The sequence below is a fragment of the Paenibacillus sp. FSL R5-0701 genome, assembly GCF_037973995.1.
Classification (GTDB): Bacteria; Bacillota; Bacilli; order Paenibacillales; family Paenibacillaceae; genus Paenibacillus.
This window is the reverse complement of record NZ_CP150230.1, coordinates 3,976,655-3,990,484: the sequence shown is the minus strand read 5'-3', so window position 1 is coordinate 3,990,484 and position 13,830 is coordinate 3,976,655. Positions and strand designations below refer to the sequence as shown.

13 protein-coding genes are annotated in these 13,830 nt (G+C 46.5%); 9 read left to right on the top strand and 4 right to left on the bottom strand.

Features of this window, described 5'->3' with window-relative positions; genetic code table 11:
• Positions 1-86 precede the first annotated feature (86 nt).
• Complete coding sequence (locus MKZ13_RS17520; protein WP_339177006.1) at positions 87-707, bottom strand: YitT family protein; 621 nt, start codon at positions 705-707, stop codon at positions 87-89.
• A gap of 122 nt (positions 708-829) precedes the next feature.
• On the opposite strand from MKZ13_RS17520, the gene MKZ13_RS17515 reads away from it, so the two are divergent.
• The 6 genes from MKZ13_RS17515 to MKZ13_RS17490 all read left to right on the top strand — a co-directional run bounded on the left by MKZ13_RS17515 (position 830) and on the right by MKZ13_RS17490 (position 7,868).
• Positions 830-1,348 carry a GNAT family N-acetyltransferase gene (locus tag MKZ13_RS17515; protein WP_339177004.1) on the top strand — a complete coding sequence of 173 codons (519 nt, stop codon included), beginning with the start codon at positions 830-832 and terminating at the stop codon, positions 1,346-1,348.
• Positions 1,349-2,039: 691 nt separating this feature from the next.
• Positions 2,040-3,122 (top strand): class II fructose-bisphosphatase, encoded by a 1,083-nt coding sequence (gene glpX / locus MKZ13_RS17510; RefSeq protein WP_339177002.1) that lies wholly within the window; start codon positions 2,040-2,042, stop codon positions 3,120-3,122.
• Positions 3,123-3,592: 470 nt separating this feature from the next.
• Positions 3,593-4,642 (top strand): LacI family DNA-binding transcriptional regulator, encoded by a 1,050-nt coding sequence (locus MKZ13_RS17505; protein ID WP_339177001.1) that lies wholly within the window; start codon positions 3,593-3,595, stop codon positions 4,640-4,642.
• 54 nt (positions 4,643-4,696) lie between these two features.
• On the top strand, positions 4,697-5,869 hold the full coding sequence (locus MKZ13_RS17500) for a Gfo/Idh/MocA family oxidoreductase (protein WP_339176999.1): 1,173 nt from the start codon (positions 4,697-4,699) through the stop codon (positions 5,867-5,869).
• A gap of 70 nt (positions 5,870-5,939) precedes the next feature.
• Positions 5,940-6,665 (top strand): ThuA domain-containing protein, encoded by a 726-nt coding sequence (locus tag MKZ13_RS17495; protein ID WP_339176998.1) that lies wholly within the window; start codon positions 5,940-5,942, stop codon positions 6,663-6,665.
• 96 nt (positions 6,666-6,761) lie between these two features.
• Positions 6,762-7,868 carry a Gfo/Idh/MocA family oxidoreductase gene (locus MKZ13_RS17490; protein WP_339176996.1) on the top strand — a complete coding sequence of 369 codons (1,107 nt, stop codon included), beginning with the start codon at positions 6,762-6,764 and terminating at the stop codon, positions 7,866-7,868.
• 167 nt (positions 7,869-8,035) lie between these two features.
• Here the strand turns inward: MKZ13_RS17490 and MKZ13_RS17485 are convergent, their stop codons facing one another.
• The gene (locus tag MKZ13_RS17485; RefSeq protein ID WP_339176994.1) at positions 8,036-8,854 is read right to left on the bottom strand and encodes a radical SAM protein; all 819 of its coding nucleotides are present in this window, start codon (positions 8,852-8,854) and stop codon (positions 8,036-8,038) included.
• The gene (locus MKZ13_RS17480) at positions 8,851-9,435 is read right to left on the bottom strand and encodes a bifunctional transcriptional activator/DNA repair enzyme AdaA (RefSeq protein WP_339176992.1); all 585 of its coding nucleotides are present in this window, start codon (positions 9,433-9,435) and stop codon (positions 8,851-8,853) included. The genes MKZ13_RS17485 and MKZ13_RS17480 overlap by 4 nt, the downstream gene beginning before the upstream one ends.
• A 420-nt stretch (positions 9,436-9,855) precedes the next feature.
• Between MKZ13_RS17480 and MKZ13_RS17475 the strand changes: the two genes are divergently transcribed.
• From MKZ13_RS17475 to MKZ13_RS17465, 3 genes are read left to right on the top strand one after another with little or no spacing between them, the layout of a single operon-like run.
• On the top strand, positions 9,856-10,836 hold the full coding sequence (locus MKZ13_RS17475; protein ID WP_339176990.1) for a Gfo/Idh/MocA family oxidoreductase: 981 nt from the start codon (positions 9,856-9,858) through the stop codon (positions 10,834-10,836).
• A gap of 30 nt (positions 10,837-10,866) precedes the next feature.
• On the top strand, positions 10,867-11,601 hold the full coding sequence (locus MKZ13_RS17470; RefSeq protein WP_339176989.1) for an SAM-dependent methyltransferase: 735 nt from the start codon (positions 10,867-10,869) through the stop codon (positions 11,599-11,601).
• 13 nt (positions 11,602-11,614) lie between these two features.
• Positions 11,615-12,508, top strand: coding sequence for an NAD-dependent epimerase/dehydratase family protein (locus tag MKZ13_RS17465; RefSeq protein WP_339176988.1), 894 nt, complete (start codon positions 11,615-11,617; stop codon positions 12,506-12,508).
• Positions 12,509-12,736: 228 nt separating this feature from the next.
• Here MKZ13_RS17465 and MKZ13_RS17460 read toward each other — a convergent pair whose 3' ends face one another.
• Positions 12,737-13,753 (bottom strand): LacI family DNA-binding transcriptional regulator, encoded by a 1,017-nt coding sequence (locus MKZ13_RS17460; protein WP_339176987.1) that lies wholly within the window; start codon positions 13,751-13,753, stop codon positions 12,737-12,739.
• Between the last annotated feature and the right edge of the window lie 77 nt (positions 13,754-13,830).

Here is a 13,830-nt window from a genome sequence, read left to right as displayed (position 1 = left end):
TGAGCTGGATCAGGGTTGAAACCTCTGATCCAGCTTTTTATTTTGTAGACGGTGTACACTCATTAGATCGAATGTTCTTTCTCATGTTAAGTGCTCGACGATGTATCCATGTCTCTTAATATGTGATCTATTGTCTTTTTCGTATGGCCCATGATGAACTGAAGAAGTAGACCCGCAAAACATACGGTTAGCAACGTTCCAAGCCCGATCGGTCCACTGAGCAGAAAGGCCAGAATCAAAAATACAAGGTAAATGAATGTTCTTGATATAAATAAAGGAGTTCGAGTGAGTTCATGCAGGATTAATGTTAAGCGGTCAATCGGAATGGGTGCGAAATTAGTCTGTAAATAGATTGCAGTACCGATACTGATGATCACTAAACCAATGACAAAAGTCATCAATTTGGTGTAGTAAACTTCGGGTGTAATCAAGAAATCAGATACATAAAGCCATATATCAATCCCCACACCAGTAATGAATGCGGTGACGAGTCCCAGAAACTCGGGTTTTTGCTGCTTCAACAGCGAATTGCATCCGATTAACAGGAAAGCAAGGATGACTTCCCAGCTCCCTACACTTAGGCCTACATGTTGTGACAACCCTACCAGCAGTGCGTCAAACGGTGAAGTACCCAGTTCAGATTGAATGGTAAGGGAAATACCAAGCGTTAAGATTAGAATACCTGTGACAAAAAGAACATATTTCAATTCATTCAACCTCTTCTTTTATATTATGTTGCAAATACAACAAAATTGAGTTAAATTCAATGTAATACTTTTTTATTGCATTTGCAACAAATGATTAACTTGATAAAGGAATGTGATTATAGATGACGATTCGTATAGGGATATGTACCATCGAACAGGTGTGTGAACTGCAGGAGATTAGTTATGAGACGTTTAATGAAACGTTTAAAGCGCAAAATTCACCCGAAAATATGAAAGCTTATCTGGAAAAGGCGTTTAATCGGGAACAATTAGAAAGCGAACTTTCCATGGCGGATTCACAATTTCTTTTTATTTATGTCGATAATCAAGTTGCTGGCTATATGAAGGTGAATATCAATGATGCTCAATCTGAGAAGATGGGGGAGGAATCCCTTGAGATCGAGCGGGTATACATCAAAAAAGAATTCCAAAAACATGGCCTGGGTAAGGTACTGCTCCATAAAGCCATTGAGATGGCAGCAGAACATCACAAGACGAATATTTGGTTAGGCGTGTGGGAGAAAAATGAAAATGCCATCGCATTTTATGAAAAGATGGGGTTTGTTCAGACTGGAGCCCATGCCTTTGTTATGGGAGATGAGGAACAGATTGATTTGATAATGACCAAAACGATACTATAACTAGATCATCGAGGGAAAAGCTTGGGAGAAAAATGCTATTGAGCAGAATTCTTTCGGACTTTTTTTATGTTTCGCCAGAACCGTTGAATAATAAAATGAAGAAATTGAAGATAATTATTACATAATAAATATTATGTAAACTTATTATTTTCGATGACCTCCATAAGCTGCATCTATGGCTTTGACAAAAGTTAAAGGCCTGATTAATACATCATTGTCGGTATAAATTAGCTCAATAATCGTGAAGGTAATAAGCTGATCCCAAGGATCATCATTACAATTTATTAGTTTATTTCTACGTTTGGACAGTCAGCCTAAAATCGTTTTCGTTCGGAATTTGTTAGCTAGCGTTATGTTCTTAATAGTCACAATATAAGTTGTATATACCTCATGTTAAAAGAACTTTTTACGCACGAAACGGACGTGTTAATCCACCATGTTGAATTATTTTGTTTTAGAGCGGAAAATGGAAAATAAAATTAATATTTAAGTAAGAAATCAGGTGGATTGGACGCTTAAAACCAGCCCAAAAAAGGAGCGGAATCAACCAACATATTAATTGGATAAATAAGGTTTAAATCTTTCGAAAGGCGCTACGACGCCTTTTATAGATCAATTTCATATGGATTTGCGATGGATTTAGTACCGCTTTCACGTTATGCTTTTGGAAATTGGAAAGGAAGTGGGAAAAATGGAACGCGAACTGGCGTTGGAAATTGTCAGAGTAACAGAATTGGCTGCGTTAGCTTCAGCACCCTGGATGGGACGAGGCGACAAGAACAGTGCAGATGAAGCGGCTACTTTGGCGATGCGCGCCATGTTCGATTCCGTGTCCATTCGCGGCACGGTGGTAATCGGTGAAGGAGAAATGGATGAAGCACCCATGTTGTACATCGGCGAGGAAGTGGGCAACGCTGAGGGCCCTGAGGTTGACGTGGCTGTAGACCCGCTCGAAGGTACAGAAATCGTAGCCAAAGGACTAAACAACGCTCTATCGGTTATTGCAGTGGCGGGAAAAGGTAACCTGCTCCATGCACCGGACATGTATATGGAGAAACTGGCGGTAGGGCCTGCGCTTGTAGGCAAGGTCAGCATTGAAGACCCGGTTGAAGTCACACTGGAGAAAGCCGCTGCCGCATTGAACAAAAACATCTCGGACCTCACTGTGATGATTCTGGATCGTGTACGACATGAGAGCACCATCAAGACGCTACGCAAGGTTGGCGTGAGAATTAAGTTCCTCAGTGACGGTGATGTTGCTGGTGCGATGGCACCTGCATTCCCGGAGGCGGGCATTGATCTGTATGTCGGATCTGGAGGAGCGCCAGAAGGTGTGCTGGCTGCCGCAGCGCTATCTTGCCTTGGGGGTGAGATTCAAGGTCGTCTGATGCCTGCCAACGCAGACGAATTCCAGCGCTGCTTGCAGATGGGAATTGATAATCCTTACAAAGTGTTAACGATGAAGGATATGATCGGCACGGAGGATGTTATTTTTGCCGCAACAGGTGTGACGCCAGGTGAGATCTTGGGAGGGGTACGGTATCTTGCGGATGATCGCGCCGAGACGGATTCGATTGTTATGCGTGCCAAAACCAAAACAATTCGGTTTATTCGTTCCCAACACTTCCTGCCGAACAAAGAAGTACTGCACAAAGTAAGACAGCTCCAATCCACGCCAGAACCCTCGGATCGCATTCCGAGTCATGCGAAAACAAAGGAGCAGGCTGAGTTCAGCCAATCCTCCGTTGATCTTGGCGTTACAACGACGTTGTGAGCTGTACTCCATATAATTGAACAAATAGGATCAACCGTAATTGTTGTAGTGTGTTTGATAAGTAACTTGAACCCCTAAGATTACAGGTGCTCGAATTCAATGAAAATACCATCTCTGGCAAGATAATAATGAGGGCTTGGATTAACCCAAACCCTCATTATTTTTTATGTTAAAAGCATTGACAACGGTTACATAGCATGAGAAAATGTACGCGCGTACATAAATATCGATTTTTAACCATTTTATGATTTAATGATGAGCTATATATGTTGAACTAATCATTTGCACGATAACGGAGAGGACAGAAAAAACCTGAAAAAGCAAAGCGTTCGCCTTTATCCCCGGATTTTCCCCTTTAGAAAAAAGGAATCGAAAAATCTGGGGATAACAGCGATTGGAAGGTTGTTCTGTCATCGTAGTGTCAGTGTAAATAATCTTTAGTCCAACTTATATAAAAGGGGGTGAAATTCATGGCATCTCGTAAAGAAGTGGCTGATCTTGCGGGTGTTTCCGAGGCGACGGTCTCCCGGGTGCTGAATGGGGTAGGTCCTATTAAAGAAGAGACACGCCGCAAGGTTCTTGAAGCTTCCGAACAGTTAGGCTATGTGCCCAGCGCTCTTGCTCGCAGTTTTGCCAGAAGTAAAAGCGGGAATCTTGGCGTGGTATTACCTTATGTTCCGAAGGCGCATCTGTTCTCGGCGTATTTTTTCTCGGAAATGCTGAGTGGGATTGGGAGCAAAGCCAGAGACAATGGCATGGACCTGTTGGTTATGTTCCGAACACCCGGTGAAGTGATGAATTATACAGATCTGTTCCGGCGTCAGAAAGTGGATGCCTGCATTATCCTTGGTGCCAGAGATGATCCTGAAGAACTGGCGGCCATGCAGCAGCTTCACCAGGAAGGACACCCATTTTGTGTCATGAATCAGCATTTTGAGGGGCAATCGTTCACGGAAGTGGATGCGGATCATGTGGAAGGAAGCAGGATTGCCATACGTCATCTTACGGATCAGGGGTATCGCAAAATCGCTTTTCTCAATGGTCCGGACAGCTATTCCAACAGCCAGGAGCGAATGGAAGGTGTCTGTCTTGGCCTGCAAGAAGCAGGTATGGAGCTGGACCCGAGTCTATTGCTTGAGGGGAATTATAGTAGACGAAGCGGCACTGAGGCGGCAGCGATTGTAGCAGATCGCCTACATGAGATTGATGCTGTATTTGCGGCCAATGACCGGATGGCAATTGGGGTCATGCATGGTTTGCGTGAGCGGGGAATAGGGCCTGCGGATTTTCCGGCATTTGTGGGTTATGACGACTCCGATGCCGCCGAGATGGCGGTTCCGCCGCTGAGCAGCGTCAGGGTTCCATTTTTTGAGATGGGTGAACTTGCAGCTTCGAAGCTTATGCACGAGTCTGTGGGTGACACACATAAAGCGAATAACTCTGTTGTAACGGTAACCGAATCAGCGAGAGCGTTGTTGCCTACCGAACTGATCATCCGTGCTTCTTCTATTCGTCAATAGTTTATTGGTACACCTATAGAAAGACTTTTTATTATTCCAAAGGAGGAAATGACCATGTCAAATCGTCTTCGTGTCGGAATGGTTGGATACAAGTTTATGGGGAAGGCTCACAGTAATGCCTATCGCAGTCTGCCGATGTTTTTCCCGTCTGCTCCGCTGCAGCCTGAGATGTCTGTGATCTGTGGACGTAACGAGCAGGGAGTTCAAGAGGCGGCGAGCCAGTTCGGTTGGTCCGAAAGTGTAACGGATTGGCGCGAACTGGTGAAGCGGGATGATATCGATCTGATTGATATTAACGCGCCAAGTGATGCCCATAAGGAAATTGCGTTGGAAGCAGCTCGTCAGGGCAAACATCTGTTTTGTGAGAAACCACTGGCCCTGTCACTTGCGGATTCGCGTGAGATGCTTCAGGCAGCAGAGGATGCTGGAGTCGCACATATGGTTGGGTTCAACTACCGTTTCTCACCAGCGGTGCAATTAGCGAAGGATCTGGTGGAGAGCGGACGACTGGGTAAGATCTATCATTTCCGTGCTTTTTTCTTGCAGGACTGGATCATGGACCCTTCGTTCCCGCTGGTATGGCGTTTGCAAAAAGAAGTGGCTGGCTCCGGTTCCCATGGGGATCTGGGGGCGCACTTAATCGATCTGGCTCGTTTCCTTGTTGGTGAATTCCAGGAAGTCATCGGCATGAGCGAAACCTTTATCAAAGAGCGACCGCTTGCATCTGAGATGACCGGACTAAGTGCAAAGGGCAGTTCCAATGCAGATGCACCGAAGGGAGAAGTAACTGTTGATGATGCCACGCTTTTCTTGGCACGATTCGCAGGAGGTGCGCTAGGAAGCTTCGAGGCTACACGTTTTGCAGCAGGTCATCGCAGTACGAACTCGTTTGAGATTAACGGTAGTCTGGGTAGCGTACGATTTGATTTTGAACGGATGAATGAACTGGAAGTCTATTTTACAAAGGATGAAGAGGACGTACAGGGATTCCGTCGTGTACTGGCGACTGATCCGGCACACAAATATTCCGAAGCCTGGTGGCCTGCCGGACATACGATTGGATTCGAGCACACGTTCACACATGAAATGCTGGAGCTGGTGACAGCGATCTCTGAAGGACGACAACCATCACCGAGTTTCCACGACGGGGTCGCCTGTCAGGCTGTACTGGAAGCGGTAGAACGTTCGGTAACAGAACGGCGTTGGGTGACGCTTGAAGAGATGTGAGCAAGCAAGGCAGTGACGTCAGGAATAGGGTTGAACACAACTAAACTAGGCGAAAGCGAGTGAATAAACGATGAGTAAAGCACTGATTGTATGGGGCGGCTGGGATGGACATGAACCGGAGCAGGTAGCAGCGATTTTTGAACGTATTTTGAAGGAAGAACAGTTTGAGGTTGAAGTCTCAAATACGTTGGAGTCTTATGCGGATGCAGAGAAGCTTCTGGGTCTGGATTTGATCGTGCCTTTGTGGACAATGGGACAGATTGAGCAGGAGCTGGTCAATAACGTATCAGCGGCTGTTCAGAGCGGTGTAGGCTTGGCTGGTCTTCATGGCGGGATGTGTGATGCCTTCCGAAATAACGTAGACTGGCAGTTTATGACGGGTGGACAATGGGTTGCTCATCCAGGCAATGATGGTGTGGAGTACATGGTAAACATGAAGCGTGGCTCTAGCCCGTTATTGGATCATATTGAAGATTTTCAGGTGAAAAGTGAACAGTACTACCTGCACGTAGACCCGGCAGTGGAAGTGCTGGCAACAACTCGTTTCCCAGTGGTGGCTGGCCCGCATGCGGCGAATGGCCCTGTAGATATGCCTGTTGTCTGGACGAAACGCTGGGGCGCAGGGCGGGTATTCTACAACTCCCTGGGACACCATGCAGACATTGTAGACATGAAACCCGTGACTGAAATGATGCGCAGTGGATTCAAATGGACAGCAGCAGGCAAAGAGCTTGCCAAGAGTCGAGTAAGTGCATCAACAGAAGTGTACACAGGTATGGCGGACAACCAGAACTAATGAGATTGTAGTTAGATTGCAAACGTAACTTCAGTGTTAACCATTCATCCTCAATGGATAAACCATTTCTGATCCACGGCGAAGGGAGCCCCAGGTATGAAAACAATGAAAGTAGGCATTATTGGCTGCGGTAAAATCAGCGGTATTTATATGGAAAACTGTCATCGGTTCGAGGTGCTGGAACTTGTTGCTGTTGCGGATCTCGACCGGAAACGTGCCGAGGAGCAGGCAGCAGCCTATAACGTGCCTAACGTATACAGCGTCGACGAAATTTTGGCTGATCCCGAGATTGAGTTGATCATCAACCTGACGATTCCTTCCGTTCATGCGGATGTATGCTTGCGGGCGCTTGAATCTGGCAAACATGTTTATGTAGAAAAACCGCTCGCTGTTACCCGTGAAGAAGGGCAGGCCGTGCTCGAAACAGCGAAGCGTAAGGGACTGCTCGTGGGTTGTGCACCAGAAACGTTCTTTGGTTCAGGCATCCAGACTTCACTTCAATTGGTGGAAGAAGGGGTAATCGGCAAGCCGGTGGCGGCGACCGCATTTATGATGAGTCGTGGTCATGAGCACTGGCATCCAGATCCGGAGTTTTATTACGCATCAGGTGGTGGGCCAATGTTTGACATGGGTCCATACTATCTTACCGCATTGGTCCAACTGATGGGCCCGATCAAATCGATTGCAGGTATGACAGGTAAAGCCATGGAAGAACGGACGATTACGAGTGAGAAAAAGAGGGGCCAGACGGTTTCCGTCGAAATTCCTACTCACGTTACCGGTCTGTTACAGTTTGAACAGGGAGCCATTGGCACACTGATTACAAGCTTTGATGTATTTGGCGGAAGTGCGCTGCCACCGATTGAGATATATGGCACGCATGGTACATTGCAGGTACCTGACCCCAACACTTTCGGTGGTCCTGTTCGTTACCGCTTGCTGGGTGAACATGAATGGACGGAAGTTCCGCTTCTCCCAGGATATCAGGAAAATACACGCGGCATCGGTGTGGCAGATATGGCCTATGCAGCACATAATGGACGTGCACACCGTGCGAGTGGGGAACTGGCATACCACGTACTTGAGGCCATGTGGGCATTCCACGATTCATCAGATGAGCAGACGTTCTACCAGATGAAAAGCTCTTGTCAGCGCCCGGCTGCATTGCCTGTGGATCTGCCATTGTATACATTGGATAAATAAGATAGTCATTATGCTTTATATCATGACGAAAAGCCCTTTTCCTTCGAACAAGGAAAGGGGCTGTTTTTTATTAAATCAAAAAAATCTGGGGATAAAAGCGATCAGAAGGTTGTTTTGTCATCGGAGTGACCAGTGTAAATATTCTTTAGTTCAACGTATATAGCCATTTAGGGCTCAAATCCCGCCTGACTGATCCAGATCTCATCCTCGGAAAAAACGTTTTTCATCCGCTGAACAACAGTCTGATAAACATCTGGATGGTACCAGTGCTCCATCCCCACTTCTTGATAGAGCGACTCCATGCCGAGTCGACGGGTGCGCTTGCCCTCACTGCCATCACCCATGAAATAATCGTCAATGCATACACGCTGAACCAGAGGTCTCAAGATGGCTGCAAACTGTTCACTGCTGGGTAATACGGGAGCAATCGCAACCTGTGTCGGTATTCCGGCATCCCTCAACTGTTCCAATGCGCGTAATCGGCCTGCAATTGGGGGAGCGGAAGGGCTGAAATGCTTGCGCATATCGTCCAGATCCGTTTCCACCGTCATGCTGACCCGAACCCGGTCACCTAACTGTTGTAACAGATCTATATCACGGGTAACGAGTGGACTGCGGGTTTGGACTAATACAAAATCGGGTGGATGCTGTACCATCGTTTCAAGTAATGAACGCGTGATACACTCCTTGTATTCGGCGGGTTGATACGGATCGGTACTGGAGGACATGAACAGAGTGACCTTCCCTTTCTGTAAGGCACGCTGCAATTCTTTGGCGAACACTCGAGAAGCCTCCTGTTTCACATCCACCCAGCTCCCCCAATCCTCTTTGCGAAATAAGGAAACAGGCATCTGTCTGACATAACAATAGGAACAACCGAAGGCGCAGCCTGTGTAAGGATTCAGCGTATGTGTATAGCCATTAAGGAACCCTGTCCCCTTGTTGAGTAACGTTTTTGGTACTTTGTAAGTAAGATTTGTCTTCATAAGTTCTCATGCCTTTCGCGGTAGTGTACAGGTGTGAGACCTGTGTGTTTGCGAAATACAGTAATGAAATAAGCTGAGTTAGGTATACCGACATGGCGGCCAATATCGGTGACGGTAAGTCCGGTATGTTCAAGCAACTTCCGGGCTTCGGTGATTCGTTTATCCTGAATATATTGAACCGGTGTGCGGCCTGTAATCCGCTTGAACACACGATGCAGATGATAAGGACTGCCATGACTTACAGTTGCAAGGACATCCAAGGTTAGAGGTTCGGCGTAATGATGTTCGATGTAATCCGTGATCCCGTATATCCACTCCTGATCAGGTACCCGCTCGCCTGTAGGTTTACAACGTTTGCAGGGTCTGAACTTTCGTGCCAATGCTTCTTCAACATGTTGAAATATCAGCACATTTTCAGCTTTGGGTGCTCTGGATTTACAGGAAGGTCGGCAAAAGATACCCGTTGTTTGCACACCGTAAAAGAACGTTCCATCATAAGAATTATCGTTGTGGATGATGGCATGCCAGTATTTTCCATCTATAGATTTGGGCAGTATGCGATCTTGATCTGGACTTTCCACGGTGATCACCTCATCTCTAATTATACCCTTGATTCGAAGGGATTGACGAAGTTTCAACTTAAAAAGCAAGATATCAATATCTGGGATAAAGTACCTTCCTTCAATCTGAACGAAATATGAGCTACAATATACAGGATGGTATACAGGTTATATAGGTCCAACTAAACTTTCTACACGAGAACGGAGAGGACAGAAATAACGTGAAGAAGCGAAGCGTTCGCCTAAAAGCTTTCTGAAAGAAAGCTACTTCGGAAGCATACGCTATCCCCGGATTTTCCCTTTGAAGAAGGGAATTTAAAAAAATCTGGGGATAACAGCGATCGGAAGGTTATTCTGTCATCGGAGTGTAAGTGTAAATATTCTTTAGTTGAACTCATATAGAACTCAAATGAAATTTATAGATGAAAGAGGTAGGTAAGCATGGTTCGTTTTGGCGTAGTGGGTACCAACTGGATTACAGAAAGGCTTCTGGAAGCCGCAACACAGGTTGAAGGATTCAAATTAACCGCCGTGTATTCAAGAACTGAAGATAAGGCTAACGCATTTGCAGATAAATATGAGGTTGAACACCGTTTCACCGATCTGGAAGACATGGCGGCAAGTGATGTAATCGACGCAGTCTACATTGCAACACCGAATACGGTTCATGCGGAGCAGGCTGAGCTTTTTCTGAGAAACGGTAAACATGTATTGTGCGAGAAACCTCTGGCTGCAAATAGCGCCGAAGTTCGGAGCATGATTGATACAGCACGAGAACATCAAGTTCTGCTCATGGAAGCGATGAAATCTACCCTTGTTCCCCAGTTCAAAATGGTGCAGAAGAACCTGCACAAAATCGGCCCTGTCCGTAAATACGTAGCAGGATACTCTCAGTATTCTTCGCGTTATGACAAGTACAAAGAGGGGATTGTCCTGAACGCGTTCAAGCCTGAACTAGCTAATGGAGCGTTAATGGATCTCGGTGTGTATTGTCTCTATCCATTGATTACATTGTTCGGTGCACCTAAGCGGGTTCAATCCCAAGCGATGATGCTGGAATCGGGCGTGGATGGACAAGGCAGTGTGCTGCTGGATTATGATGGGATGGATGCGGTTGTTACATACTCCAAAATCTCCAATTCTCATCTACCAAGCGAAATTATGGGGGAACTGGGCAGCATTATCATTGACAAGATTGGTTCACCGGAACATGCAGAGATACGTTACAATGACGGTACGGTGGAGCAGCTCACAGTCGAACAAAACCATCCGGCGATGTATTATGAAGTGGAGGAGTTTGTGAATCTGGTTCATGAAGGCAAAAAGGAGTCTGACATGAACACGTATGAACGCTCCGATGTTACGATGCAGGTCATGGATCAGATTCGGAAGCAGATTGGGCTTGTGTTCCCTAACGATTGATTCAAGCGCAGGAAAGGAAGCTGAGACGAGATGAGCAGAGATGAGCAGAGCAACCGGTCTAATGATTCTGGTGGTTTGGAACTGACACAGATCGTTTTCATAGGAAGAACCTTCGAGGAATATATGAAGATGTTCAACCTGACGGTGGAGGATCTTACAGGCAAGTCCATTCTGGATTGTCCAGGTGGAGCGTGTTCGTTCAGTAGCCAGGCGCGCAAGTTGGGTGCAGACCCCATGGCCTTGGATATTGCCTACGAATACGAGATCGACGAGCTTGAGGTAAAGGGATTTCAGGACATTGAGCATACGATGAAACAGATGGAATCGGTGCAAGGCATATATGTGTGGGACCAATTTGGATCAATCCAGGGGTTAAAGGAAGAACGAACTCGTGCCATCACAGATTGCATTGCAGATATGAGAATGTTTCCTGACCGTTATGTAGCGTCTGTGCTCCCGGATCTACCCTTTGCGGATGAACAATTCGATCTGACGTTATCCGCCCATTTCCTGTTTACGTATGCGGATCGATTGGATGTTGATTTTCATCTTGCAACCGTAATGGAACTACTGCGTGTGACCAAACGAGAGGTTCGCATTTTTCCAACAGTTGATCTGTCTGGCGAACGTTACAAACACATGGATGCATTAAAATTTATACTCGAAGAGCGTGGGTGCATCGTATCCGAAGAACCAACTTCATACGAGTTTCAACGGAATGCTCACACCATGCTTCAAATTGTTAAACATAATCGAACAAGATAGGAGGTTTTTTTGGATGAATAAAGTACTTATACTTGGGGGTACACGTTTTTTCGGTAAACGTCTGGTGGATCACTTGCTGTGGGAAGAGAAGTCTCAGATTACAGTCGCAACTCGTGGTAAAACGGATGTTGACTTCGGACCCGAAGTGAACCGAATCAAGATGGATCGTGAAGACCCGGAATCACTGGCAGAGGTTGCGCAGACAGACATGTGGGATGTTGTGTACGATAATATCTGTTATTCACCGGATGCGGCGAAAGCGGCATGTGAAGCTTTTGCAGGACGCACCAAAAGATACGTTCTGACATCCACACTCTCGGTATACGGTGATCCCCGACCTGGATTTAAGGAAACGGATTTTGACCCGTATACATATCCATTGCAGTATGGGAGTGCGGAGGATTTTTCGTATGGAGAAGGCAAACGGCTTGCGGAGGCTGTATTTTTCCAGGAAGCAGATTTCCCGGTTGTGGCGATGCGTATTCCCATTGTACTCGGGATTGATGATTATACGAGAAGACTTCATTTTCATATTGAACATGTGCAAAAAGGAAAACCGATCGGCATGCCAAATCCGGATGCAGAGATTGGATTCATCAATTCCACAGAAGCGGCAAGATTTCTCGCTTGGCTTGGACATTCGTCCATTACCGGTCCGGTGAATGCAGCTTCCAAGGGTGCGATTACGCTGTCAGCCATGATGCATCTGATCGAGACGGTCACGGGCATGCAGTCCCAGATCCTTAAGGAAACTGTGAAAGAAGACATGTCACCCTTCGGGATCGAGCAATCATGGACGATGGAGACGACCAAGGCAGAACAAGCAGGTTATACGTTCGAACCTCTGATGGACTGGTTCCCGGGACTCGTTCGTGAGGTCGCTCTTGCATTACAGTCGGAGCGGTAGAATATCGGTATGGATGGAACCATAATGAAACTGAATGAACCTGACGAAATGACCGGTTCGAACGAACAGGTCATCTAACGAATGAATATCAAACAGGGTGCAACCAGAGCGTAATCTCCGGTGCACCCTTTTTATGTTGTACATTTTTCGAATTTGAACAGGACCTAATCTAGATAAGTGGGACTAATCTTTTACACGATAATATTTGGTCAACTCTTGCGCTTAACTCTATTCTTGTTCACGTGGGGCAGTAGCTGAAGCCCGTATGCGCAGTTCTGATGGTAGAATGACGGTTTGGGCTTCGGAAGGGGCCTTGCCCTCAATTCGGTCAATCAGCATCTGTACGCCCTGAAACCCAAAGTCATATGCTGGCTGTGCAGCTACAGTCAGGAAAGGATCAAAAGCAGAAGCCAGATCCAGATCGTCGAAACACACAACAGAAATGTCTTCTGGTACACGCAGTCCTCGTTTGCGCAAAAGCCGAATGACCCCAATCGCCAGCATGTTGTTGGCGGCAAAAATGGCTGTTGGTTGATCCGATTGAGAGAGTAGTCGATCCAGTCCTTCTTCATCGCTGAAATCCCGGTACCCGGTTCGAAGCACAAGCTCGGGATCGATATCAGCTCCGGCCTCTCGTAAACCCGCTATATAACCTTCCTCCCGCAGTCTGGCGGTAGAAACCTCCGAAGAACCATTGACCAGTGCAATGCGCCGGTGCCCCAGTTGCACCAGATATCGGATCAGTTCAATCGCGCCTTCCCGGCTATCTCCAGCAATGATATCTGACGTAATGCCAGGTACGGTGCGGTCCAGAAAGACAAACGGAATGTGACGTTCCTGCAGCTGTTTCAGATGTTGGAGAGAACGATCTCCCGCTGGGGCAAAGAGTACACCATCCACACGAGTAGACAGAATCGCATCTACATAATCCTTTTCCTTTTTGTAATCCTCGTCACTATTGCCGAATAAAAGACGGTACCCACGAAGATGGGCTGCATCTTCAGCACCACGCGCCAGTGTTGTATAAAAAGGGTTGGTAATATCCGTAATAAGCAGGGAGAGCATCTGGGTTCGTTGAAGCACAAGGCTGCGTGCATTGGAGTTCGGGATGTAACCCAGTTCGTCGATCACCTGTTGCACACGTTCACGTGTCGCGGAACTTATACGGCCTGTATGATTAATGACCTTGGAGACTGTCATGGCGGAGACGTTGGCTTTTTTGGCAATATCGTAAATGGTAATCATTATAATCTAACCTTTCCGCAACATAGTCTTACCATTCTATAGGATAATGTCAATTGACAGCAAGATAGGCTCGTGCT